Here is a 23,584-nt window from a genome sequence, read left to right as displayed (position 1 = left end):
CCTGACCGAGCACCACCCGCACCACCCAGGAGAGCAGACCCGTGGAACAGCGTTACGCCACCAGCCCCGAGCAGATCACCGGAGCGACGACGCAGGAGCTGCGCGACCGCTTCCTCGTCCAGGACCTGTTCGTCCCGGGCGAGGTCAACGTCACCTACACCCACCACGACCGCGTCGTGCTCGGCGGGGCCGTCCCCGGCGACGGTCCGCTGCCGCTGCCGACCTACGACGAGATCCGCAGCGAGTACTTCCTCGAGCACCGCGAGGTCGGCATCGTCAACGTCGGCGGCACGGGCACCGTGACGACCGACGGCGAGGTGCACGAGATGCCCAAGGGCGCGTGCCTGTACGTCGGCCGTGGTGTGCGTGACGTCGTGTTCGCGAACGCCGGTTCCGGCGACGACGGCCCGGCGGCGTTCTACCTGTTCTCGGCGCCGGCGCACACCGCGTACCCGACCGTGCTCACGCTCCCGGGCCAGGGCACGGTCCGCGAGCTCGGCGACCAGGTGACGTCGAACCGCCGCTCGCTCAACCAGTACATCCACGAGAACGGCGTGAAGTCCTGCCAGATCGTCATGGGCGTCACCTCGCTGCACGAGGGCAGCATGTGGAACACCATGCCGGCGCACACGCACGACCGTCGCACGGAGTGCTACCTGTACTTCGACGTGCCCGCCGAGGCGCGAGTCGTGCACCTGTGCGGTCAGCCGACGGAGACGCGCCACCTCGTCGTGGCCGACCGCGAGGCCGTCATCTCCCCGAGCTGGTCCGTGCACTCCGGCGTCGGCACCGCGGCCTACTCGTTCGTCTGGGCGATGGCGGGCGAGAACCAGTCCTTCGACGACATGGACGGCTTCCCCGTCACGTCGATGCGCTGACCACGCGCCACCGCGTCAGCCGACGTGGAGCCGCCGAGCCCCGGGTTGCGGGCCGTTCCAGAGCTGGATCGGCCGGTGACCCGGGGTTCGGCCGTCTCCGGGACCGCTCAGCCGTGCGGCAGGAACACCGACCGCACACAGCCGTCGGCCTTCGACTTGAACAGGTCGTATCCGCGCGGTGCGTCGTCGAGCGGCATGACGTGCGTCGCGAGGTGCTCGGTGACGAGCTCGCCGCGCGCCATGCGCTCCAGCAGCATCGGGATGTACCGCTGGCCGTGCATCTGCGCCCCGCGCAGCGTCAGGCCCTTGTTCATCACCGCGCCGAGCGGGAACTTGTCCGCGAGCGCCGCGAACACCCCGAGGACGAACACGGTGCCGCCCTTGCGGCAGTGGTAGATCGCGTGCCGCAGCGCGGTGGGTCGGTCGGTCTGCAGGCGCAGGTACTGCTTCGCGCGGTCGTACGCCTGCTCGACGGCGGACCCGCCCCCGGACTCCATGCCGACCGCCTCGATGCACACGTCGGGTCCGCGGCCGGCCGTCGCCTCGAGCAGGGCTGCGCCGACGTCGTCCGTGCCCTCCTGGAGCGTGTCGCAGCCGACGAACTCGCGCGTCATGCGCAGCCGCTCTTCGAGCGGGTCGATGACGAGGACCCGCTCGGCACCCAGCAGCATCGCGGCGCGCGCGGCCATCTGCCCGACGCCGCCCGCGCCCCACACGGCGACGACGTCGCCGGGCTGCACGCCGCCGAGGTCGGCACCCATCCAGCCGGTCGCCGCGGCGTCGGACGCGAACACGGCCCGCTCGTCGGACACGTCGTCGGGCACGGTGAACGCGCCGACGTCGGCGAAGGGCACGCGCACGTACTCGGCGTGCGACCCCTCGTACCCGCCCATGGCGTGGGAGTAGCCGTAGCACCCACCCGGCGCGAAGCCCCACAGGTGCTCGGTGATCGCGGGGTTGCGGTTGCCGTTGTCGCACAGCGAGTACAGCTCCTGGCGGCAGTACCAGCACTGCCCGCACGCGACGAACGAGGACACGACGACGCGGTCGCCGACGCGGTGCTTCGTCACCGCGGACCCGGCCTCGACGACCTCCCCGAGGAACTCGTGGCCCAGCACGTCCCCGGAGCGCATGAACGGGATGTACCCGCCGAGAAGGTGCAGGTCGGAGCCGCACGTGACCGTACGGCGCACCTTGACGACGACGTCACGGTCGTCGAGCAGCCCGGGGTCGGGCACGTCGTTCACGGCGAGGTCGTTCACCCCCATCCACTGCAGCGCCTTCACAGCCGTCCCTCCGTGCCTGCCGCGCGGATCGCGGCCTCGAGCGGCAGCGACGCGAGCGTGCGCCGCCGGGTCAGCGGTGCGTCGGGCGGCATGACGGTGCCCGTCTCGAGGAGCTGCTTGGTGAGCCGCAGCGCCTGCCGGGCGTCGTCGACGTCCACGTCGGCGGGCCGCTCGACCCGCAGTCGGAGCTCGGTGCCGAAGTCCTTGGGCGCCGGGGTGGTGGTGAGGCGGACGGCGTCCCCGAGCTCGGCGAGCGGGGCGGGACGCTGCTGTGCGAGCTGCGTCGCCAGCTCGTCGGGGGGCCGGTGCACGGTCACGGCGAGCACCGGCGCGCCGCCGGGGTGGTCGGCGCCCTGGCGGCGCGTCCACCACGTCGCGGCGCCGGCGGCCGCGGCAGACAGGGCGAGGACTTTCGTGGCGGCTCTCATGGCGGCTCCCGGGGGTGGACCGGCCGTCGGCCGGTGCGGCGGCACGCGCGGGCTGCTGCACGCGAGAGGCGGGGCGCCTCGCTCGCCAGGCTATCCCGGTCCCCGTCGACCCGCCGGGCGCGCGGTCCGTGCCTGGCGGCGCTCGTCGTCGCCCCCGAGCGCGGACCCGAGCGCGGCCAGGACGAGGAGGTCGACCGCGAGGCCGGCGACGCCGACCCACTGGACCGCGCGGAACACGAGCAGCTGCGTGAGCAGGAGCGAGACGAGGACGCCCCGCCGCACCCACACCGCGCTCGCTCGGCGGTCCGCCCGACCCGCGACGAGTCCGACGACGACGCACGCGACGGTCGCGGCGACCCCGGGGAGCATCCCGACCCCAACCCACGTCGGCACGTCGACGTCCCGGGTCACGACACGCACCGCGACGGCCACGGACCCCGCGGCGACGCCGAGCACCGCGACGACGACCACGACCGCCGCCCACCGCTGCTCGAGCGCCGCGGTGAACCACGCCGACGCGCGGCGCACGAGCGCGCGGACCGGGTCGGGCACGTCGACGTCGTCGCGCGGCACCGCCTCGACCAGCGCCGCCACCTGCTCGGCGGCCGGCTCGCCGCGCCCGAGCGCGGCGAGCGTGCGGGCCTCCTCGCGCGCGGCATCGGTGAACCCGCCCGCGACGCCGGCGACGGCTCGGTCCGTCGCGACGGCGAGGTACTCGCCCGCGTGGTGCCGACGGCGGCCGTGCAGCGCCTCGACGAGGAGCACGAGGACGACGACGGTCGCGTAGATGAGCGCCGCCGTCGGCTCGTAGAAGTAGTCGTTGTCCGCCGTGACGAACTTGCCGATCTCGTCGACGAACAGCCCGAAGCCGACGCCGCTGAGCACGGCGCCGAGCGAGCGCAGCGCCGGCCCGACGAACGACAGCAGCACCACGACGCCGAGGGCCATGCCCAGCCCGCCCCACAGCACGTGCGCGACGTGCAGGTCTCCCCCGCCGACCTGCGGGTAGCCGGACGCCGCGAGGAAGAAGCGCGTGAGGAGCACGGTGGCCACCGTCACGACGAGGAAGGTCACGAGGTGCCGCGTGGCGGCGGTGTCCCGCACGACACCGAGCCGCACGACGCGGCCCCGGGCAGACATGCCGCGCCGGGGCTCGCGGGACGCCGTCGGGCCACCCGTCACCGCTTGCGCTTCTCCCGGACGCGCACGCTGATCTCGATGGGCGTGCCCTCGAAGCCGAACGTCTCGCGCAGGCGGCGCTCGACGAACCGGCGGTAGCCCGCCTCGAGGAACCCCGTCGCGAAGATCACGAACCGCGGCGGGCGCGTGGACGCCTGCGTCGCGAAGAGGATGCGGGGCTGCTTGCCGCCGCGCAGCGGGTGCGGGTGCGCCGCGACGAGCTCGCCGAGGAAGGCGTTGAGCCGCCCCGTCGGGATGCGCGTGTCCCACGCGTCGAGCGCGCGCTCCATCGCCGGGACCAGACGGTCGGTGTGCCAGCCGGTGCGCGCCGAGACGTTCACCCGGGGCGCCCACTGCACCTGCACGAGGTCCTTCTCGATCTCGCGCTCGAGGAACGGGCGCCGGTCCTCGTCCATGAGGTCCCACTTGTTGTACGCGATCACGAGGGCGCGACCGGCGTCCACCACCTGGGAGATGACGCGCGTGTCCTGCTCGGTGAGCGGCACGGACGCGTCGACGAGCACGACCGCGAGCTCCGCCTTCTCGATCGCGGCCTGGGTGCGCAGCGACGCGTAGAAGTCGGCGCCCTTCGTCTGGTGCACGCGACGGCGGATGCCCGCCGTGTCGACGAGCACGTACGGCACGCCCTTGAGCTCGACGAGCTCGTCGACCGGGTCGCGCGTCGTCCCAGCGGTCTCGTCGACGACCACGCGCTCGGAGCCCGCGATCTTGTTGAGCAGCGACGACTTGCCGACGTTCGGCCGCCCCACGAGCGCGATGCGGCGCGGGCCGGTGGGGCGCGCCTCGCCGTGCGCGGACACGGTCGGCAGCGCCGCCATGGCCGCGTCGAGCAGGTCGCCCGTGCCGCGCCCGTGCAGGGCGGAGACGGGCATCGGCTCGCCGAGACCGAGGCTCCACAGCGCCGCGGCGTCCGCCTCGCCAGACGGGCCGTCGACCTTGTTGGCGCACAGCACCACGGGCTTGCCTGAGGAGCGCAGCAGTCGCACGACGCGCTCGTCCGTCGCCGTCGGGCCGACCGTCGCGTCGACGACGAACAGCACCGCGTCGGCGAGGGAGACGGCCACCTCGGCCTGCTCGGCGACCTTCGACTCGATGCCCGCGACGTCGACCTCCCAGCCGCCCGTGTCCACGAGGGTGAACCGACGGCCCGACCACTCGGCGGGATAGCTCACGCGGTCGCGCGTCACACCCGGCTTGTCCTCCACGACGGCCTCGCGCCGCCCGAGGATGCGGTTGACGAGCGTCGACTTGCCGACGTTCGGACGCCCGACGACCGCGAGAACCGGCAGGATCTCGGCCACCTCGACACCGTCGAGCTCGTCGTCGTCCGCATCGAGCAGGACGAGGTCGGTCTCCTCGAGCTCGTAGTCCGCCAGGCCGGCGCGCAGCGCGCGCTCGCGGGCCTCGTCCTCGGCGGAGTCCGCGGGGTCGAGCTGCGGGTCGTGCTCGGGCCCGGCGGCGTCGAGGTCGTCGGGCGTGCCGGGCTGGGCCTGGTCGGGAGTGGTCATGGCGACGATTCTCCCAGGTCGAGGCCCACGCGCCGAACGCTCAGCCGACGGCCCGTCGGCGCTCGGCCGCGAGGCGCGCGACGACGTCGCGCACGAGGTCGTCCGGCACCGGTTCCGCGAGGGGGAACCGCAGCGTGCCCTTGCCGTCGCGGTAGCGCGCGACACGGCGTGCGAGCGCGTCGTCCTCGTCGACGTCGGGCACGGGGTAGAGCGAGACGTGGTGCGCCCAGCCCGCGAGGTAGACGAGGTAGTGACCGTCGAGCGTGAACGTCGGGATGCCGTAGCTGATGCGCTCCTCGAGCCCCGCGACCGTCGCGTGGGCGACCTCGCGCAGGTGCGCGACCACCTCCCGGGCGTCCGGGGCGAGCGCGGCCACGTACTCGTCGACCGTCCTCGGCTTGTCCGCCATGGCTGTCCCCTCCGCGTCCGCGTGCGGCCGTGCCGGGTCGTCGCGCGGTACGGCGCCGGGACGTCCACGGCCCGGCGCTACGGGAACCTACTCCTGCTCAGGCACGCCGTCGCGCCGAGGGGGCGCCGCCCGGCTCGTGACGGCGGGACCGTCCAGGGGCAGCGCGAGTCCCGTGCTCGCGACCGTGTCGGCGACGAGCCCGGCGAGCGCGGTGCGCACCCGCTCGTTCGCCTGCTCGAGCGCCTGCTTGCCGCTCGTGCCGGGCGCACGCTCGACCACCACGGGCTCGCCGAACCGCACGACGACGCGTCGGCGCGGTCCCGGCACGTGGTTCACGCTCTCGCCGGTGCGCCGGGTCCCGAGCACCGCGACCGGGACGACGGGCGCTCCCGCCTGGAGCGCGAGCCATGCCACGCCGGCGCGCGCCGACGTGGCGTCTCCCCGCCCTCGGTTGCCCTCCGGGAACACACCGACGGCGCCGCCGCGCCGCAGCACCCCGAGCCCCGCGGCGAGCGCGCGCCGGCCGCCGCGCCGGTCGACCGGGATCTGGCCCGCCGCGCGCAGCACCCACCCGACCGGCCCGGTGAACATCTCCTCCTTGACGAGCACGTGCAGCGGGCGCGGCGCGACGCCGAGCACCACCGGTCCGTCGACGACGCCGGTGTGGTTCGCCGCGAGGACGACCGGTCCGTCGACCGGCACGTTGTCGGCGCCCTGGACACGCGTGTCCCAGACGACACGGGCGAGGAACCGCCCGACCCACCGCGACCAGGACGGGCCGACGGGTGACGGGACGTCCGGCGCGCCGGTCGGCGACGGACCGGCGCCGGGCGCGCTCACGGCGCAGGGCGCGGGGTCACCGCCCGCCCGGTCACGTGCGCGACGACGGCGAGGACGGCCTCGACGGTCTGCTCGAGGTCGAGCTCGGAGGAGTCGACCGTCACGACACCGTCGGCGGCCTCCTGGAACTGCGAGACGGTCGAGTCGTCGCGGTCGCGGCGCAGCACCTGGTCGCGCGTCGCCTCGACCGCCGCCGCGTCGGCCGTGCCGTGCACGTCGAGCGACCGGCGCGCGAGGCGCGCCTCCTCGCTCGCGGTGAGGAGCACGCGCACGTCCGCGTCCGGGGCGACCACGGTGGTGATGTCGCGCCCCTCGGCCACGACACCGCGTCCCGCGGAGAACCCGCCGGGTGCGCGCTCCGCCTCGACGACGGCGCGCTGGAGGCGGCGCAGCTCCGCGCGGACGTCGAGGTTCGTCGCGACCGCACTGACGGCCGTGGAGATCGCGGTCGTGCGGATCTCCTCCCCCACGTCCTCGCCGTCCACGTGGACGGAGGGCGCGGCCGGGTCGAGCCCCATGACGAGCGGCATGACGCGGACCGCGTGCGCCACCGCCGTCTGGTCCGTCAGGTCCTCGCCGCGGCGCAGGCACCACCACGTCGCCGCCCGGTACATCGCCCCCGTGTCGAGGTACGCCAGCCCGAGCCGGCGCGCCACGCCCTTGGAGACGCTGGACTTGCCCGACCCCGACGGGCCGTCGATCGCGACCGTCAGCGGCGTCGCCCCCGTGGCCGCGCTCACTGCGCGAGGTCCGTGCGCAGCGCCGTCGCGCCGTGCAGGTAGACGTGCTGCACGTCCGCACGGGCGACGTCGAGGTCCGCGTGCGCCATGAGCCGCACGACGCGCGGCAGCGCGCCCGGCACCGCGATCTCGGTGGCGCACATGAGCGGCACGTCGCCGAGCCCCATCTCGCGCGCCGCCGCCGCCGGGAAGTCGGCCACGAGGTCGGGCGTGCACGTGAAGAAGATCGAGATGAGGGCCGCGGTGTCGACGTCGTTCGCGTCGAGCACGGCCTGCACGAGCTCGCGCGTGCGCGCGAACAGGTGGTCGCGCTCGTCGGCGTCGAGCTGGGTCGCGCCCCGGATCGCCCGGACCGGCATGGGTGGTGCTCCTTCGTGCGGGACGTCGCCGGCCACGCGGCCGGCCGTCGGTGGGGTGGAGGGGTCAGAGCCCGACGGCGGACATGAGGCTGCCGAGCTCGGTGCGGCCGAGCACGCGCGTGGTGCCGGGGCGCAGGTCCCCGAGCGCGATCGGCCCGATCCGGGTCCGCACGAGACGCGTCACCGGGTGCCCGACCTCCTCGAACATGCGGCGCACGACGCGGTTGCGTCCGGAGTGCAGCACGACCTCGACCATCGTCTGATCGGGCACCTGGTCGACGACGCGGTAGGCGTCGGCGCGCACGGTGCCGTCCTCGAGCTCGATGCCGTGGAGGAACTTGTTCCCGACGTTCCCGGGCACCTTGCCGCGCACCGTGACGAGATAGGTCTTCGCCACCTCGTGCGACGGGTGCGCGAGGTGGTTCGCGAGCTCGCCGTCGTTGGTGAGCAGGAGCAGCCCCTCGCTCTCGGCGTCGAGCCGTCCCACGTGGAACAGCCGCTCGGACCGGTCCGCGACGAGGTCCGCCAGCGACGGGCGCCCCTCCGGGTCGTGCATCGTCGACACCACGCCGCGGGGCTTGTTCACCGCGAGCGTCACCCGCGAGGTGTCGAGCTGCAGACGCAGGCCGTCCACGTGCACGACGGCCCGGGTCGGGTCCACCCGCACGCCGAGCTCGCGCACGCGGACGCCGTCGACCTCCACGCGCCCCGCCGCGATGAGCTCCTCGCACGCGCGGCGCGAGCCGAGGCCGGCGGACGCGAGCACCTTCTGCAGGCGCACGCCGTCCTCGACGTGCACGTCGTGCGTCGGCTCCTGCGCGGGCGCGGGACGGCGCCGCGGCGACCCGCCCTGCGGTCGTCCGGCGCGCGGCTGCGTGCCGCGACCGCGCGGCTGCGCGCCACGTCCCCGCGGCGAGTCGCCGCCCCGGCGCGGGCCGTCCCCGCTCCGTCGCGGACCGTTGCCGCCGCGCCGCCCGTCTGCTGTGCTCATCCCTGTCCTTCGTCCGTGCCCTCGGGCGCCGCTGCGGCGTCCGAGGGAGTGTGCCGGTCCGTGTCACGGGACCGGCGGGGCCCCGGGCCTCCGCGCAGGTCGGCGAGCCCGTCGATGCCCTCGAGGTCGTCCATGCCCGGCAGGTGCGGCGCGAGCGCCGGTAGCTCGTCGAGCGACGTGAAGCCCATCCGCTCGAGGAAGTACCCCGTCGTGCCGAAGAGGCCCGCGCCCGTGTGCGGGTCCTGGCCGACCTCGGCCACGAGCCCGCGCGCGACGAGCGTGCGCACCACGCCGTCGACGTTCACGCCCCGCACCGCGGAGACCTGCCCGCGGCTGACCGGTTGACGGTACGCGATGACGGCGAGAGTCTCCAACGCCGCCTGCGTGAGCCGGGCCGTCTGCCCGGCCTGCACGAAGCGGCTCACGACGTCCGCGTGCGCGGACGCCGAGTACACGCGCCACCCGCCGCCCGCCTCGCGCAGCTCGAACCCGCGCGGCCGCCCGCCGTCGACGCCCCGGTACTCGGCCGCGAGCGCCCGCAGGGCCGCGGTCACCTCGTCGGTCGGCACCTCGAGCGCCGCGGCGAGCTCCACCACGGGCACCGGCTCGTCCACGACCATGAGCACGGCCTCGAGCGCGGCGGGCAGGCCGCCGGGCAGGTCGTGCACGTCCGGGACGGCCGTCGTCGTGGGCTGGTTCACGCAGGGACCTCCTCCTCCGCGCCGGACGGCAGGGCCGCGGCGCTCTCGACGTCGTCGTCGCTCGGACGGGGCTCGTCGAACCCGCTGCCGGCGCCGCGGACGCCCTCGTCGTCGCCGCCCGCCCAGCGCACGGTGAGCTCTCCGAGCGGCGTCACCTGGTCGAATCCCACGAGGCCCTCGCGGAACAGCTCGAGCAGCGCGAGGAAGCGTGCGACGACCACGACCGTCTCCCCCGCGTCGGCGACGAGCGCCCGGAACGTCGCCGCGCCCTGGCGCCGCACGTGCCCGGCCACGAGCTCCGCCTGCTCGCGCACGCTCACCGCGGGCGCGTGCAGGTGCGCGAGGTCGACGCCGGGCGGCGGCGGCTTGGGCGCCAGGGCGCCGGCCGCGAGCGCCGCGAGCCGGTCGGGTCCCATCGTCCACACGAGCTCGGGCAGCAGGGCCGCGAGGTGCGGCTCGAGCTGCACGAGGCGCGGGAACCGGCGTCCCTGGTTCTCGAACCGCTCCGCGAGCACTCCCGCGACGTCCTTGTACGCGCGGTACTGCAGGAGCCGGACGAACAGCAGGTCGCGCGCTTCGAGCAGCGCGAGGTCGTCCTCGTCGTCGACGGTGCCCGACGGCAGGAGGCGTGCCGCCTTGAGGTCGAGCAGCGTCGCCGCCACGACGAGGAACTCGCTCGCCGTGCCGAGGTCCCAGCCGGGGTGGGGCTCGCCGGCCGCGCGGGCCGCCTCGGCGGCGCGCTCGGCGTCGCGGATGTAGGCGATGAAGTCGTCCGTCACGCGGCCGAGCGCCACCTCGGTGATGTCGAGCCGGTGCTTGGTGATGAGGGACAGCAGGAGGTCGAACGGCCCGTTGAAGTTGTCGAGCCGGACCTCGAAGCCGCGGTGCTCGGGCGTCCCGGCCGCGTCAGGCGGCGTCGCCACGGGCGACCAGCTCCCGGGCGAGCTGCCGGTAGGCCTGGGCGCCAGGGTGGTTCGGCGCGTACACGGTGATGGGCTCGGCGGCCACGGACGCGTCGGGGAACTTCACCGTGCGGCCGATGACGGTCTGCAGCAGCTTGTCGCCGAACGCCTCGTGGACGCGCGCCACGACCTCGCGCGAGTGCAGGGTCCGCGCGTCGAACATCGTCGCGAGGATGCCGTCCACGTCGAGGCGCGGGTTGAGGCGGTCGCGCACCTTGTCGATGGTCTCGACGAGCAGCGCGACGCCGCGCAGCGCGAAGAACTCGCACTCGAGCGGGATGAGCACGCCGTGCGCGGCCGTCAGCGCGTTGACGGTCAGCAGCCCGAGCGAGGGCTGGCAGTCGACGAGGATCACGTCGTAGTCGTCGACGACCGGCCGCAGGACGCGCGAGAGCACCGACTCGCGGGCCACCTCGCCGACGAGCTGGACCTCGGCCGCGGAGAGGTCGATGTTGGCCGGGAGCACGTCGAGGTTGTCGACCTCGGTGGGCTGGAGCACGTCCTGGATGTCGACCTCCCGCTCCATGAGCAGGTTGTAGACGGTCAGGTCGAGCTCGTGCGGGTTGATCCCCAGGCCGACCGACGCGGCGCCCTGGGGGTCGAAGTCGACCAGCAGCACACGTCGCCCGTACTCCGCGAGCGCGGCACCCAGGTTGATCGTGGTCGTCGTCTTGCCGACCCCGCCCTTCTGGTTGCACATCGCGATGATGCGGCCGGGCCCGTGCGTCGCGAGCGCGGCCGGCACGGCGAACTCGGGCAGGGGGCGACCGACGACGTCGGTGCGGACCTCCCCCGCGGTGCCCGGCGAGGTCACCGGGACGTCGACGGGCGCAGGGCCCGTCTCGTGCTGTGTCTCGGCCTGGCTGCTCACGTCCGCCACGGTATCGCAGGACCCCCGGCGGCACGCGCCTCCGGGCCCCGCGTGGCGCGACTCAGCCGAGCGCGCGAGGGTGCGCGGCGGTGTACACCTCGCGCAGCGTGTCCGGCGTCACGAGGGTGTAGATCTGGGTCGTCGTCACCGACGCGTGACCCAGCAGCTCCTGCACGACGCGCACGTCCGCGCCGCCCGCCAGGAGGTGCGTCGCGAAGGAGTGGCGCAGGGTGTGCGGGGAGATGCGCTCCGGCCGGTCGATGCCGGCCCGCTCGGCGGCCGTGCGGAGCACCGCCCAGGCGCTCTGCCGCGACAGCCGCGCACCGCGCGTGTTGAGGAACACGGCCGGGGTGCCCCGTCCGCTCGCGGCCAGGCCCGGTCGTCCGCGCACCAGGTACGCGTCGAGCGCGCGCCGTGCGAACGACCCGACCGGCACGACGCGCTCCTTGCCGCCCTTGCCGAGCAGGCGCACCGCGCCGCCGGTCACGTCGAGGTCGTCGACGTCGAGGCTCACCGCCTCGGAGATGCGCGCACCCGTGGAGTACACGAGCTCGAGCAGCGCTCGGTCGCGCAGCGGCGCCGGACCGTCGCCCGCGCTCGCCGCCTCGAGGATGCGCTCGACCTCGTCGGTGGAGATCGCCTTGGGCAGCCGCTTGCCCTGCGACGGCGGGCGCGCGTCCGCGGACGCGTCGGACTCGGCGAGCCCCTCCGCCGTGCAGAACCGGTGCCACCCGCGCACCGCGGCCACGGACCGTGCCGTGGACGACGGCGAGAGGCTCGCCCCGCCGTCGGACCCGGTGCGCAGGGCGGTGACGTACGCGGACACGTCGTCGGGGGCGACGTCGCGCACGGCGTGGTTGCCGCGCGCCGCGAGGAACGCCACGTAGCGGGTGAGGTCGCGCCGGTAGGCCGCGACCGTGTTGGCGGACAGCCCGCGCTCGACGGCGAGGTGCGCGAGGTACTCGCGCGCTGCGCGGTCGAGGGCGCCGGGCACGCTGGTCGTGGGCCCCGTGGAACCGCTCACCGGCGCCGTCCCGCCACCGCGCTCACCAGGGCAGGAAGACGTCGACCGCGACCGCGACGAACAGGAGGGTGAGGTAGGTGATGGACGCGTGGAACACCTTCATCGCACCGATCTTGCCGCGCGAGGGGTCCTTGGCGCGGCGCAGCATCGTCACGCACGAGACCATGAACCAGGCGCCCAGGGCGGTCGCGACCACGCCGTAGAACCAGGTCATGCCGGCCAGCGGCCACAGCGCGAGCGAGGACGCCACCATCGCGAGCCCGTAGACGATCATCTCCCGCGCGACCCGGCGGTCGTCCGCGACGACCGGGAGCATCGGCACGCCCGCGGTGGCGTAGTCGCGCTTGAACTTCATCGACAGCGGCCAGTAGTGCGGCGGAGTCCAGAAGAAGATGACGAGGAACAGCGCCACGGCCGCCCAGCTCAGCGACCCGGTGACCGCGGACCAGCCGATGAAGACGGGCATGCACCCCGCGATGCCGCCCCAGACGATGTTCTGCGGTGTGCGGCGCTTGAGGATCATCGTGTAACCCACGACGTAGATCGCGATGGCCGCGAACGTCAGCCAGGCCGCCACCGCGTTGACCAGCACCGCGAACCACACGAGGGACACGACGCCGAGGGCGGTCGCGAACACGAGAGCCGCGCGCGGTGTGACCTCTCCCGTGACGAGCGGGCGCCGCTTGGTGCGGTTCATGACCTCGTCGATGTCACGGTCGAGGTAGCAGTTGTAGGCGTTCGCCGACCCCGCCGCGAGCGCACCGCCCACGAGCGTGGCGAGCACGAGCCACAGCCCGGGCATCCCGCCCTCGGCGAGGATCATCGTCGGCAGCGTCGTGACGAGCAGGAGCTCGATGATGCGCGGCTTCGTCAGCGCGACGTACGCGCCGACCCGCGCCCTCCACCCGCGCGTCCCCGCGCCCGCGCGGTCACCGGGAGCCGACGCAGGAGCCGTCGCCGCGGCGGCCGACCCGGAGGTCGGTGCGGAGCGCGACGGGACGCGGGTGCCGTCGATCGGTGCCTGGCTCGTGGTGTGCACGCGCTTCGGTGTTCCGTTCTGAGGTGGGGGCGAGCTGGGGCGGACCGCCGTCCGTCCGCTGCTCATCGTACGTCGCCCCCTGCCCGCGCACCGTCCGCACCCGCCCGCGGGCGGTGTGAGATCCGACCGGGATCCACCACGTGGGCACCCGCCGGGCGCGCGGGCACGACGCGTATAGGCTGGACGGCGCAGGCCAGGCCGTGCCGCTGCGCCCGCTCGACGGGGACGCGCGACACGCTCGGACGGCCGGCCCCGCCGGGGTCGTCCGACGGCCTGCTTCGAGATGTCGCGAGGATCCGGGGCCGCGCGCTCCGGACGGGAATGAGGTTCGGTGAACGCGTTGTCCCCTGCTCACACGCCCCTGGACTGGACGGACCTGGACGACCGGGCCGTCAGGTCGATCAAGGCGCTCGCCGCCGACGCCGTGGAGAAGGTCGGCAACGGCCACCCCGGCACCGCCATCTCGTTGGCTCCCGCGGCGTACATGCTCTTCCAGAAGGTCATGCGCCACGACCCGGCGGACGAGCACTGGGTCGGCCGCGACCGGTTCGTGCTCTCGGCCGGCCACTCGTCGCTCACGCTGTACCTCCAGCTGTTCCTCGCGGGCTACGGCCTCGAGATGGACGACCTCGCGGCGCTGCGCACGTGGGGCTCGAAGACCCCCGGCCACCCGGAGTACAAGCACACCCGGGGCGTGGAGATCACCACGGGCCCGCTCGGCCAGGGCCTGGCGTCGGCCGTCGGCATGGCGTTCGCCGCCCGGCGCGAGCGCGGGCTCCTCGACCCCAACGCCGCGCCCGGCGAGTCGCCGTTCGACCACAACGTGTACGTCATCGCCTCCGACGGCGACCTGCAGGAGGGCGTGACCTCCGAGGCGTCGTCGCTCGCCGGCCACCAGCAGCTCGGCAACCTCGTGGTGATCTGGGACGACAACAAGATCTCCATCGAGGACGACACCGACATCGCGTTCACCGAGGACGTCCTCGCGCGCTACGAGGCGTACGGCTGGCACACCCAGCGCGTCGACTGGACGAACGGCGGGACCGGGTACGGCGAGGACGTCGACGCCCTCGCGGCGGCGCTCGAGTCCGCGCGCACGGAGACGGGCAAGCCGTCGATCATCGCGCTGCGCACGATCATCGGCTGGCCCTCCCCGACCAAGCAGAACACCGGCGGCATCCACGGCTCGGCCATGGGCGCCGACGAGGTGCGCGGCCTCAAGATCGAGCTCGGCCTGGACCCCGAGGCGACGTTCGCGATCGACGACGACGTGCTCGCGCACACGCGCTCGGTGGCCGAGCGCCAGTCGGACCGCCGCGGCGCGTGGGACACCGCCTTCGAGGCGTGGAAGACCGCCAACCCGCAGGGCGCGGAGCTCCTCGACCGCCTCGCCCGCCGCGAGCTGGCGGCCGGGTGGCAGGACGCGCTGCCGACGTTCGAGGCGGGCAAGGCCGTGGCGACGCGTGCGGCGTCGGGCAAGGTGCTCACGGCGCTCAAGGACGTGCTCCCCGAGCTGTGGGGCGGTTCCGCCGACCTCGCCGGGTCGAACAACACGACCATGGACGGCGAGCCGTCGTTCGTGCCGCAGGAGCACGCCACGAAGAAGTTCCCGGGCAACGAGTACGGGCGCACGCTGCACTTCGGCATCCGTGAGCACGCGATGGGCTCGATCCTCAACGGGATCGTGCTCCACGGCGGCACGCGCGCCTACGGCGGCACGTTCCTCACGTTCTCCGACTACATGCGCCCGGCCGTGCGTCTCGCGGCCCTCATGCAGATCCCGACGACGTTCGTGTGGACGCACGACTCGATCGGCCTGGGCGAGGACGGTCCGACGCACCAGCCGATCGAGCACCTCGCGGCGCTGCGCGCCATCCCCGGTCTCGACGTCGTGCGTCCGGCCGACGCGAACGAGGTCGCCTGGGCGTGGCGCACCATCCTCGAGACGACCGAGCGTCCCGCCGGCCTGATCCTCACGCGCCAGGGCGTGCCCACGTTCCCGCGCGGCACCGAGGGCTACGCCGACGCGTCGGGCACCGCCCGGGGCGGTTACGTGCTGCTCGACACCGAGGGCACGCCCGACGTGATCCTCATCGGCACCGGATCCGAGGTCCAGCTCGCCGTCGAGGCGCGCGAGCTCCTCGCCGCCGACGGCGTCCGGGCGCGCGTCGTCTCGCTGCCGAGCCGCGAGTGGTACGACCTCCAGGACGAGGGGTACCGCGAGTCGGTCCTGCCGGCGTCCGTGCGGGCGCGCGTGTCCGTCGAGGCGGGCGTCGCGCAGGGCTGGCGCGAGCTCGTCGGCGACGCCGGCCGCACCGTCGGCATCGAGCACTACGGCGCGTCCGCCGACTACAAGGTGCTGTACCGGGAGTTCGGCATCACGGCCGAGGCCGTCGCGTCGGCGGCCCGCGAGTCGATCGCCGCCGCCCGCGGCGGCGACACGCCCGGCGGCCCCGCGAAGCTCGCGGAGGGCGGCACTGGCGACGTCGACTGACCGATCGTAGATTCCGGGGTGGGGCCCGGTACGGTGCCCCACCCCGGCCCGCGGCGCGACGGGACGCCCGAGCGCGCACACCGGGACCGACGCGTCCCGGCCCATCTCGAGGCACGACGAGAGGACCCCTGATGACGCAGACCACCGTCCCCGGCCCCATCGAGCAGCTCCGCCAGGCGGGTGTGTCCATCTGGCTCGACGACCTGTCGCGCGAACGGCTGCGCACCGGCAACCTCGCCGACCTCGTCGCCGAGCGCGGCGTCGTCGGCGTCACGACGAACCCCACGATCTTCGCCTCGGCCCTCGCGAAGGGCGACGCGTACGACGCGCAGCTGGCCGACCTGGCACGCCACGGCACGGACGAGAAGGCCGTCGAGGCCGCCGTCGAGACCATCACGACCGACGACGTCCGCGCCGCCGCGGACCTGCTGCGTCCGGTCTACGACGCGACGGACGGCGTCGACGGGCGCGTGTCCATCGAGGTCGACCCGCGCCTGGCGGACCAGGACGCCTCGGCCACCGTCGAGGTCGCCGAGCGCCTGTGGCGCACGATCGACCGGCCCAACGTCTACATCAAGATCCCCGCCACGCTCCCCGGGCTCGAGGCGATCACGCAGACGCTGGCGAAGGGCATCAGCGTCAACGTGACGCTCATCTTCTCCCTCGAGCGCTACCGCGCGGTGATGGACGCGTTCGCGTCCGGGCTGGAGCAGGCCCGCGACGCGGGCCACGAGCTCGCCCCGATCGGCTCCGTCGCCTCGTTCTTCGTCTCGCGCGTCGACAGCGCGGTGGACACGGCGCTGGAGAAGGTGGGCACCCCCGAGGCGCTCGACCTGCGCGGCCGTGCGGCCATCGCCAACGCCCGGCTCGCCTTCGAGGCGTACCAGGAGTTCGTGGGCACCGACCGCTGGCGCGCGCTCGCCGCCGCCGGCGCCCGCCCGCAGCGGCCGCTGTGGGCGTCCACCGGGGTGAAGAACCCCGAGTACCCCGACACGATGTACGTGTCCGAGCTGGTCACGGACGGCGTCGTGAACACGATGCCCGAGGGCACGCTGCAGGCGTTCGCCGACCACGGCACCGTCACCGGTGACACGGTGGTCGACGGCATCGGCGCGGCTCGCCGCACGATCGAGGCCGTGGAGTCCTTCGGCGTCTCGATGACCGAGGTGACCCACGAGCTGGAGCGCGAGGGCGTGCGCAAGTTCGAGGACAGCTGGACCGAGCTCCTCGAGACGACCGCAGGCGGTCTGCGCGACGTCGCCGGACGCAGCTGACGCCCGTCCTGCCACGCGGGCAGCCCCGCACCGGCGTGCCGCGGCGCTCCTCGCGTCGCGGCACGCCTCAGAACTCCCCACCCCCTCGAACGGAACGGTGCCATCAGGTGAGACCGGCGAAGATCTCGGCAGAGCACAACCCCCTGCGCGACCCCTCCGACCTGCGGCTGCCCCGGATCGCCGGGCCGTGCGGGCTCGTCATCTTCGGCGTGACGGGGGACCTCGCGCGCAAGAAGCTCATGCCCGCGGTGTACGACCTCGCGAACCGTGGCCTGCTCCCGCCCGGCTTCGCCCTCACCGGCTTCGCGCGACGCGACTGGGAGGACCAGGACTTCGCCCAGGTGGTGCACGACGCCGTCAAGGAGCACGCGCGCACCCCGTTCCGCGAGGCCACCTGGCGCCAGCTCGCCGAGGGGATCCGGTTCGTCCAGGGGACGTTCGACGACGACGACGCGTTCGAGCGCCTGCGCGAGACCGTCGAGACGCTCGACGCCGAGCGCGGCACCGGCGGCAACCACGCCTTCTACCTGTCCGTGCCCCCGAGCGGCTTCCCGGTCGTGTGCCGCCAGCTCGCCGAGTCCGGCCTGTCGAGGTCCGAGGGCGACGCCTGGCGACGCGTCGTCATCGAGAAGCCGTTCGGCCACGACCTCGAGAGCGCGCGCGAGCTCGACGCCGTCGTGTCCGAGGTGTTCCCGCCCGACGCGGTGTTCCGCATCGACCACTACCTCGGCAAGGAGACGGTCCAGAACCTCCTCGCCCTGCGCTTCGCGAACCAGATGTTCGAGCCGATCTGGAACGCGCACTACGTCGACCACGTCCAGATCACGATGGCGGAGGACATCGGCATCGGCGGGCGCGCCGGCTACTACGACGGCATCGGCGCCGCGCGCGACGTCATCCAGAACCACCTGCTGCAGCTCCTCGCGCTCGTGGCGATGGAGGAGCCGGTCTCCTTCGACGCGCCGTCGCTGCGCGCCGAGAAGATCAAGGCGCTGTCGTCGGTCCGCGTGCCGCGCGACCTGTCGCGCCACACGGCGCGAGGCCAGTACACCGCCGGCTGGCAGGGCGGCGAGGAGGTCATCGGGTTCCTCGACGAGGACGGGATCCCGGCGGACTCGGCGACCGAGACGTACGCCGCGGTGCGCGTGGACGTCGACAACCGCCGCTGGGCGGGCGTGCCGTTCTACCTGCGCACCGGCAAGCGGCTGGGCCGCCGCGTCACCGAGGTCGCGGTCGTGTTCAAGAAGGCTCCGCACCTGCCGTTCGAGAGCTCGCAGGCCTCCGAGCTGGGCAACAACGCGCTCGTCATCCGCGTCCAGCCCGACGAGGGCGTGACGATGCGCTTCGGCGCCAAGGTGCCGGGCACCGCCATGGAGGTGCGCGACGTGACGATGGACTTCGGGTACGGGCACTCGTTCACCGAGTCCTCCCCCGAGGCCTACGAGCGTCTCATCCTCGACGTGCTGCTCGGCGACCCGCCGCTGTTCCCCACGCGCGAGGAGGTCGAGCTGTCCTGGAAGATCCTCGACCCGATCACTGCGCACTGGGCGGCCAAGGGCACGCCCGAGCCGTACCGGTCGGGTACCTGGGGGCCCGCCTCCGCCGACGAGATGCTCGCGCGCGACGGCCGCACGTGGCGGCGACCGTGACGGCGCGCCGTCGGTCCGCTGCCCGCGACGCCGGAGACCGACCCGCCCGACCCGACCTGCGCACCTCCAGCACCCGACCGGGGAGGACCCCGCGATGATCATCGACCTGCCCGGTACCACGACGAACGCCGTCAACAAGAGGCTCGTCCGGCTCCGTGACGAGGGCGGCGCGATCGCCCTCGGTCGTGTCCTGACCCTCGTGATCATGGCCGAGGAGGCGGACGTCGAGACGTCCATCGAGGCCGCGAACGACGCGAGCCGCGAGCACCCCTGCCGTGTCGTCGTGGTCGCCCCCGCGTCGCGCGAGTCCGCGACGGGGCTGGACGCCCAGATCCGCGTCGGTGGCGACGCGGGCGCGTCCGAGGTGGTCGTGCTCCGCGCCTCCGGCCCGATGCTCGAGCACACCGACACGCTCGTCATGCCGCTGCTCCTGCCCGACGCCCCGATCGTGGTGTGGTGGCCGGGACAGCCCCCGGCGGCGCCGGACGACCACCCCGTCGGCCGGATGGCGCAGCGCCGCATCACCGACTCCATCACGGCACAGGACCCCGAGGCGACGCTCGCGTCCCTCGCCGCGACGTACGGCCCGGGCGACTCCGACCTCGCGTGGGCGCGGGTCACGCTGTGGCGTGGTCTCATCGCCGCGGCGCTCGACCAGCCGCCGTTCGACCCGGTGACCGACGTCGTGGTGGAGGGCCAGGCGCGGCACACCTCGCTCGACCTCCTCGCGGCCTGGCTCGGCGAGCGGCTGCGCTGCCCGGCGAGGATCGTCCGCAAGGACGGTGCCGAGGCGATCACCCGCGTCACGCTCGAGCGTCGCAGCGGCCCGATCGTCCTCGACCGCCCCGACGGCCGGATCGTCACGATCAGCCAGCCCGGGAAGCCCGACCGACGCGTCGCGCTGCCGATCCGGACGCTCAGCGAGTCCCTCATCGAGGAGCTGCGCCGCCTCGACCCCGACGAGGTCTACGGGAACGTGCTGACGCGCGGTCTCACGAAGGTGGACGCGTGACCGCCGCCGCTCGGCAGGTCGTCGTGCACCCCGACGCCACGGTGCTCGCCGAGGCCGTGGCGTCGCGGCTCGTCACGGAGCTCCTCGACGCGCAGTCGGTGCGGCGCCCGGTCCACGTGGTCCTCACCGGTGGCACGGTCGGCGTCGCGAGCCTCGCGGCGCTCTCGCGCCACCCGGCGCGCGACGCGATCGACTGGACCGGCGTACACCTGTGGTGGGGCGACGAGCGGTTCCTGCCGGCGGGCGACGGCGAGCGCAACGAGACGCAGGCCCGCGAGGCCCTGCTCGACGCGCTGTCCCCGCTCCCGGCCGCGAACGTGCACCCGATGCCCGCGGCCGACGCGGCGGCGACTCCGGAGGAGTCCGCGACGACCTACGCCGGCGAGCTCGCCGTGTACGCGCCCGCCGGCGCGACCGTGCCGCCCTTCGACGTGCTGCTCCTCGGGATGGGGCCCGACGGGCACGTCGCGTCCCTGTTCCCGGGACACCCGGGTCTGGACGTGACCGGCGTCCCGACAGCCGGCGTCCACGGCTCGCCGAAGCCTCCGCCGGAGCGGGTCACACTGACGTTCGAGGCTCTTGCCCAGGCCCGTCAGGTGTGGGTGGTCGCGGCCGGTGCGGAGAAGGCACCCGCGGTGGCTTCGGCTCTCGGCGGCGCGGACGTGCACGCGACGCCCGCCGCGGGGGTCGCCGGGACCGGGCGCACGCTGTGGCTCGTCGACGCGGCCGCCGCCGGGACGGACGGGTCCGCCGCGCAGCGCTGAGAAGCGTCTCCCAGAGCGGAGAAGCGTCGTCGCGGTCGTGGGCGGAGGTCAGCGACCGCGACGCGCGCGCAGCGCTGCGAGGGCCTCGTCGAGGATCGCCACCCCGTCCGCGTCGGAGCGCCGCTCCTTCACGTACGCCAGGTGGGTCTTGTAGGGCTCGTTCCGTGCGGGCGACGGCGGGTGCTCACGATCCCGACCGGCGGGGAACCCGCACCGCGGGCAGTCCCACGTCTCGGGCGCCTCGATGTCCGCCTCGGAGGAGAAGCTCGGACGCGTCTCGTGCCCGTTCGCGCACCAGTACGACACCCGGAACCGCGGAGCCACCTCGCCCCGCTCGGTCTCCCCGAGAGGCCCTGCACCCACGCGCGACCCACGGATCGCGTTTCCACCTGCCACGTGCACTCCCCCGTCCTGCGTGCCACCGACGGGCACCCGGTCCGTTACGGACGGCGCTTCCCCTCGCGCCGGTCGGACACCGCCCCGCAGGGGGCGGCGCCTCAGCTCACCTTCTGGATCAGTCCCAGCAGGACGATGACGACGGTCCACACGACCGCGAACGTCACCGTGATGCGGTTGAGGTTGCGCTCGGCGACGCCGGAGCTGCCCACCGAGGTCGAGACCCCGCCGCCGAACATGTCGGACAGCCCACCGCCCTTGCCCTTGTGCATGAGCACGAGCAGGGTGAGGAAGGCGCTGGTGAGGACCAGCAGGACCTGGAGGATGATGCGCAGCGCGTCCACGAGTACGTCCTTGAAGCTCAGGGCCGGCTCGACGGTGCATCGAGGTCGACCGCACGGTTGTCGTGCGACGGGACGTGGCCTGCCGCACAAGGGACAAGAGTAGGCGACGCGGGGGCGCCGCGGCCAACCCCTGCGGCCCGGTCGCTCGACCGGGCCGCAGGGGCGGAGGGTTGCGGAGCGTCAGGCGCCGGCGTGCGCCTGGTAGCGCACGATCTTGGCGAACTCCTCGGGGTCGAGGCTCGCACCGCCGACGAGCGCGCCGTCGACGTCGGGCTGCGCCATGATCGCGGCCACGTTCGAGGACTTCACCGAGCCGCCGTACAGCACACGGGTGGAGGCGGCGAAGTCGGCGTCGTAGAGGTCGCCCAGCGCGCCACGGATCGCTCCGCACACCTCCTGAGCGTCCTCCGGCGTGGCGACCTCACCGGTGCCGATGGCCCAGACGGGCTCGTACGCGATGACGAGGTCGGCGATCTGCGGGGCGGGGATGTTCGCGAGCGCGCCCTCGACCTGCGCGAGGGTGTGGCGGATCTGGTCGCCCGCCTTGCGCACGTCCAGCCCTTCGCCCACGCAGAGGATCGGCGCGAGACCCTGGCCGACGGCCGCCACGATCTTCTCGTTGACCAGCGCGTCGGACTCCCCGTGGTACTCACGGCGCTCGGAGTGCCCGACCGCCACGTACGTGACGCCGAGCTTGGCGAGCATCGAGGCGGAGATCTCCCCGGTGTACGCGCCCTCGGCGTGCGCGGACACGTCCTGGGCGCCGAAGCGCAGCTCGAGCTTGTCGGCGTCCACGAGGGTCTGCACGGAGCGCAGGTCGGTGAACGGCGGGAGCACGGCGACCTCGACGGTCGAGTAGTCGTGCTTGGCGTCCTTGAGGGTCCACGCCAGCTTCTGCACGGTGTGCGTCGCCTGGTGGTGGTCCAGGTTCATCTTCCAGTTGCCCGCCATGAGCGGGGTGCGGTTCGCCACGGTGTCGTCTTCTCTCTTCGTGGGACGCGCCGCCCCGCGGTGACGGGGCGGCGCGCTCGGTCGGTGCGGGTCTCAGGCCTCGAGGACCGAGATGCCCGGCAGGTCCTTGCCCTCGAGGAACTCGAGGCTGGCGCCGCCACCGGTGGAGATGTGGCTGAAGCCGGCCTCGTCGAACCCGAGGATGCGCACGGCGGCCGCGGAGTCGCCGCCGCCGACGATCGTGAACGCGCCCCCGGCGGTCGCGTCGACGAGCGCCTGCGCGACGGCGCGCGTGCCGCCCGCGAACGCGTCGAACTCGAACACGCCCATGGGGCCGTTCCAGACGACGGTCCGCGCGTCCGCGATCTTGCTCGCGAACAGCTCGCTCGAGGCGGGGCCGATGTCGAGGCCGATCTTGTCCTCGGGGATCGCGTCCGCCGCGACGACCTCGTGCGGCGAGTCGGCCGCGAAGGCCTCCGCCACGACGACGTCCGTCGGCAGGACGATCTCCACGCCGTTCTTCTCGGCGTCCGCGAGGTAGCCCTTGACGGTGTCGATCTGGTCGGCCTCGAGCAGCGACTTGCCGACCTGGTGACCCTTCGCCGCGAGGAACGTGAACACCATGCCGCCGCCGATGAGGAGGCGGTCGGCCTTGGTGAGCAGGTTCGCGATGACCCCGAGCTTGTCGGAGACCTTCGACCCGCCGAGCACGACCGCGTACGGACGCTCGGGGTCCTCGGTCGCCCGCTTGAGCGAGTCGACCTCCTTGAGGACGAGCTCACCGACCGCGGCGGGCAGCGCCTGCGCGACGTCGTAGACCGACGCCTGCTTGCGGTGGACCACGCCGAACCCGTCCGAGACGAACGCGTCGGCGAAGCCGGCGAGCTCGCGGGCGAGCGCCTGGCGCTCCGTCTCGTCCTTCGACGTCTCGCGCGCGTCGAAGCGGATGTTCTCGAGCAGGGCGACCTCGCCCTCCCCGAGGGCCTCGACCGTGGACTGCGCGGACGGCCCGACGACGTCCTCCGCGAGGTGCACGGGCACGCCGAGCAGCTCGCCGAGTCGCGCGGCGACGGGAGCGAGGGAGTACTTCGGGTCGGGCTCGCCCTTCGGCCGGCCGAGGTGCGCCGTGACGACGACCTTCGCGCCCGCGTCGGTGAGCTTCTTCAGCGTGGGCAGGGCGGCCCGGATGCGGCCGTCGTCCGTGATGGTCGCCCCGTCGAGCGGGACGTTGAAGTCCGAGCGGACCAGCACGCGCTTGCCGCGCAGGTCGCCCAGGTCGTCGATGGTCTTCATGCGGTCTCCTACGGTTCGGTCGCCGTCGTGCGGCGCGCGGGCATCGTGCCGGCACGGTCAAGACATGGCCTGTACAATTGGAGTAATTGTTTGTATATACTATTACTTTTTGATGTTCGAACATTTATAATAGTAGGTATTATGAGCTATTTTGACGAATAGTAAATAGGG

24 protein-coding genes are annotated in these 23,584 nt (G+C 73.7%); 6 read left to right on the top strand and 18 right to left on the bottom strand.

Annotation, left to right across the window (positions count from 1 at the left end; translation table 11 throughout):
* Positions 1-41: 41 nt before the first annotated feature.
* Positions 42-878 (top strand): 5-dehydro-4-deoxy-D-glucuronate isomerase, encoded by an 837-nt coding sequence (gene kduI / locus ACFTZA_RS04385; RefSeq protein WP_378191168.1) that lies wholly within the window; start codon positions 42-44, stop codon positions 876-878.
* A 107-nt stretch (positions 879-985) separates the two neighbouring features.
* Here kduI and ACFTZA_RS04380 read toward each other — a convergent pair whose 3' ends face one another.
* The 14 genes from ACFTZA_RS04380 to ACFTZA_RS04315 form a co-directional block, all read right to left on the bottom strand.
* Positions 986-2,164, bottom strand: a complete 1,179-nt coding sequence (locus ACFTZA_RS04380) for a zinc-dependent alcohol dehydrogenase (protein ID WP_378191166.1) — start codon at positions 2,162-2,164, stop codon at positions 986-988.
* Positions 2,161-2,592 carry a hypothetical protein gene (locus ACFTZA_RS04375; RefSeq protein WP_378191164.1) on the bottom strand — a complete coding sequence of 144 codons (432 nt, stop codon included), beginning with the start codon at positions 2,590-2,592 and terminating at the stop codon, positions 2,161-2,163. Before ACFTZA_RS04375 ends, ACFTZA_RS04380 begins: the two co-directional genes overlap by 4 nt.
* A 90-nt stretch (positions 2,593-2,682) precedes the next feature.
* On the bottom strand, positions 2,683-3,774 hold the full coding sequence (locus tag ACFTZA_RS04370) for a hypothetical protein (protein ID WP_378191162.1): 1,092 nt from the start codon (positions 3,772-3,774) through the stop codon (positions 2,683-2,685).
* Positions 3,771-5,300 (bottom strand): ribosome biogenesis GTPase Der, encoded by a 1,530-nt coding sequence (gene der, locus ACFTZA_RS04365; protein ID WP_378191160.1) that lies wholly within the window; start codon positions 5,298-5,300, stop codon positions 3,771-3,773. Before der ends, ACFTZA_RS04370 begins: the two co-directional genes overlap by 4 nt.
* 40 nt (positions 5,301-5,340) lie before the next feature.
* Complete coding sequence (locus tag ACFTZA_RS04360) at positions 5,341-5,709, bottom strand: iron chaperone (RefSeq protein WP_378191158.1); 369 nt, start codon at positions 5,707-5,709, stop codon at positions 5,341-5,343.
* An 87-nt stretch (positions 5,710-5,796) separates the two neighbouring features.
* A complete protein-coding gene (locus tag ACFTZA_RS04355; protein WP_378191156.1) occupies positions 5,797-6,549 on the bottom strand; it encodes a lysophospholipid acyltransferase family protein in 753 nt (250 codons plus the stop codon).
* A complete protein-coding gene (cmk, locus tag ACFTZA_RS04350; protein WP_378191154.1) occupies positions 6,546-7,289 on the bottom strand; it encodes a (d)CMP kinase in 744 nt (247 codons plus the stop codon). The genes ACFTZA_RS04355 and cmk overlap by 4 nt, the downstream gene beginning before the upstream one ends.
* Positions 7,286-7,648 carry a chorismate mutase gene (gene aroH, locus ACFTZA_RS04345; RefSeq protein WP_378191152.1) on the bottom strand — a complete coding sequence of 121 codons (363 nt, stop codon included), beginning with the start codon at positions 7,646-7,648 and terminating at the stop codon, positions 7,286-7,288. The genes cmk and aroH overlap by 4 nt, the downstream gene beginning before the upstream one ends.
* A 64-nt stretch (positions 7,649-7,712) precedes the next feature.
* Complete coding sequence (locus tag ACFTZA_RS04340; protein WP_378191150.1) at positions 7,713-8,639, bottom strand: pseudouridine synthase; 927 nt, start codon at positions 8,637-8,639, stop codon at positions 7,713-7,715.
* Positions 8,636-9,340: an SMC-Scp complex subunit ScpB gene (locus ACFTZA_RS04335; RefSeq protein ID WP_378191149.1), complete on the bottom strand. Its 705-nt coding sequence runs from the start codon at positions 9,338-9,340 to the stop codon at positions 8,636-8,638. The genes ACFTZA_RS04340 and ACFTZA_RS04335 overlap by 4 nt, the downstream gene beginning before the upstream one ends.
* Positions 9,337-10,263 (bottom strand): segregation and condensation protein A, encoded by a 927-nt coding sequence (locus tag ACFTZA_RS04330; RefSeq protein ID WP_378191146.1) that lies wholly within the window; start codon positions 10,261-10,263, stop codon positions 9,337-9,339. Before ACFTZA_RS04330 ends, ACFTZA_RS04335 begins: the two co-directional genes overlap by 4 nt.
* A complete protein-coding gene (locus ACFTZA_RS04325; RefSeq protein ID WP_378191433.1) occupies positions 10,247-11,116 on the bottom strand; it encodes a ParA family protein in 870 nt (289 codons plus the stop codon). Before ACFTZA_RS04325 ends, ACFTZA_RS04330 begins: the two co-directional genes overlap by 17 nt.
* A 118-nt stretch (positions 11,117-11,234) precedes the next feature.
* Complete coding sequence (gene xerD / locus ACFTZA_RS04320) at positions 11,235-12,197, bottom strand: site-specific tyrosine recombinase XerD (protein WP_378191143.1); 963 nt, start codon at positions 12,195-12,197, stop codon at positions 11,235-11,237.
* A 22-nt stretch (positions 12,198-12,219) separates the two neighbouring features.
* On the bottom strand, positions 12,220-13,236 hold the full coding sequence (locus tag ACFTZA_RS04315; protein ID WP_378191141.1) for a heme o synthase: 1,017 nt from the start codon (positions 13,234-13,236) through the stop codon (positions 12,220-12,222).
* Positions 13,237-13,567: 331 nt separating this feature from the next.
* Between ACFTZA_RS04315 and tkt the strand changes: the two genes are divergently transcribed.
* The 5 genes from tkt (at position 13,568) to pgl (ending at position 20,429) form a co-directional block, all read left to right on the top strand.
* Positions 13,568-15,730, top strand: a complete 2,163-nt coding sequence (tkt, locus tag ACFTZA_RS04310) for a transketolase (protein ID WP_378191139.1) — start codon at positions 13,568-13,570, stop codon at positions 15,728-15,730.
* Positions 15,731-15,861: 131 nt separating this feature from the next.
* Positions 15,862-17,004 (top strand): transaldolase, encoded by a 1,143-nt coding sequence (tal, locus tag ACFTZA_RS04305; RefSeq protein WP_378191136.1) that lies wholly within the window; start codon positions 15,862-15,864, stop codon positions 17,002-17,004.
* 107 nt (positions 17,005-17,111) lie between these two features.
* The gene (gene zwf / locus ACFTZA_RS04300) at positions 17,112-18,653 is read left to right on the top strand and encodes a glucose-6-phosphate dehydrogenase (RefSeq protein ID WP_378191134.1); all 1,542 of its coding nucleotides are present in this window, start codon (positions 17,112-17,114) and stop codon (positions 18,651-18,653) included.
* A 94-nt stretch (positions 18,654-18,747) separates the two neighbouring features.
* Positions 18,748-19,665, top strand: coding sequence for a glucose-6-phosphate dehydrogenase assembly protein OpcA (opcA, locus tag ACFTZA_RS04295; protein ID WP_378191132.1), 918 nt, complete (start codon positions 18,748-18,750; stop codon positions 19,663-19,665).
* Positions 19,662-20,429, top strand: coding sequence for a 6-phosphogluconolactonase (gene pgl / locus ACFTZA_RS04290; RefSeq protein ID WP_378191130.1), 768 nt, complete (start codon positions 19,662-19,664; stop codon positions 20,427-20,429). Before opcA ends, pgl begins: the two co-directional genes overlap by 4 nt.
* Before the next feature lie 48 nt (positions 20,430-20,477).
* On the opposite strand, the gene ACFTZA_RS04285 is transcribed toward pgl, so the two are convergent.
* The 4 genes from ACFTZA_RS04285 to ACFTZA_RS04270 form a co-directional block, all read right to left on the bottom strand.
* Positions 20,478-20,825: an RNA polymerase-binding protein RbpA gene (locus tag ACFTZA_RS04285; RefSeq protein WP_378191128.1), complete on the bottom strand. Its 348-nt coding sequence runs from the start codon at positions 20,823-20,825 to the stop codon at positions 20,478-20,480.
* 101 nt (positions 20,826-20,926) lie between these two features.
* The gene (gene secG, locus ACFTZA_RS04280) at positions 20,927-21,169 is read right to left on the bottom strand and encodes a preprotein translocase subunit SecG (protein WP_378191125.1); all 243 of its coding nucleotides are present in this window, start codon (positions 21,167-21,169) and stop codon (positions 20,927-20,929) included.
* A gap of 180 nt (positions 21,170-21,349) precedes the next feature.
* On the bottom strand, positions 21,350-22,141 hold the full coding sequence (gene tpiA, locus ACFTZA_RS04275; protein ID WP_378191123.1) for a triose-phosphate isomerase: 792 nt from the start codon (positions 22,139-22,141) through the stop codon (positions 21,350-21,352).
* A 72-nt stretch (positions 22,142-22,213) separates the two neighbouring features.
* Positions 22,214-23,413 carry a phosphoglycerate kinase gene (locus ACFTZA_RS04270; RefSeq protein ID WP_378191121.1) on the bottom strand — a complete coding sequence of 400 codons (1,200 nt, stop codon included), beginning with the start codon at positions 23,411-23,413 and terminating at the stop codon, positions 22,214-22,216.
* Between the last annotated feature and the right edge of the window lie 171 nt (positions 23,414-23,584).

Source organism: Cellulosimicrobium sp. NPDC057127, assembly GCF_042670945.1.
In the GTDB taxonomy this organism is placed as follows: Bacteria; Actinomycetota; Actinomycetes; order Actinomycetales; family Cellulomonadaceae; genus Cellulosimicrobium.
Note: the sequence above shows the minus strand (reverse complement) of the source record. Positions and strands in the feature narration are given on the sequence as shown.

Bases quoted from the DNA above. Each gene is read 5' to 3' on its own strand.
- ACFTZA_RS04360 (WP_378191158.1), bottom strand. From the start codon at position 5,709: ATGGCGGACAAGCCGAGGACGGTCGACGAGTACGTGGCCGCGCTCGCC.
- der (WP_378191160.1), bottom strand. From the start codon at position 5,300: ATGACCACTCCCGACCAGGCCCAGCCCGGCACGCCCGACGACCTCGAC.
- opcA (WP_378191132.1), top strand. From the start codon at position 18,748: ATGATCATCGACCTGCCCGGTACCACGACGAACGCCGTCAACAAGAGG.
- aroH (WP_378191152.1), bottom strand. From the start codon at position 7,648: ATGCCGGTCCGGGCGATCCGGGGCGCGACCCAGCTCGACGCCGACGAG.
- ACFTZA_RS04270 (WP_378191121.1), bottom strand. From the start codon at position 23,413: ATGAAGACCATCGACGACCTGGGCGACCTGCGCGGCAAGCGCGTGCTG.
- ACFTZA_RS04375 (WP_378191164.1), bottom strand. From the start codon at position 2,592: ATGAGAGCCGCCACGAAAGTCCTCGCCCTGTCTGCCGCGGCCGCCGGC.
- ACFTZA_RS04340 (WP_378191150.1), bottom strand. From the start codon at position 8,639: ATGAGCACAGCAGACGGGCGGCGCGGCGGCAACGGTCCGCGACGGAGC.
- tal (WP_378191136.1), top strand. From the start codon at position 15,862: ATGACGCAGACCACCGTCCCCGGCCCCATCGAGCAGCTCCGCCAGGCG.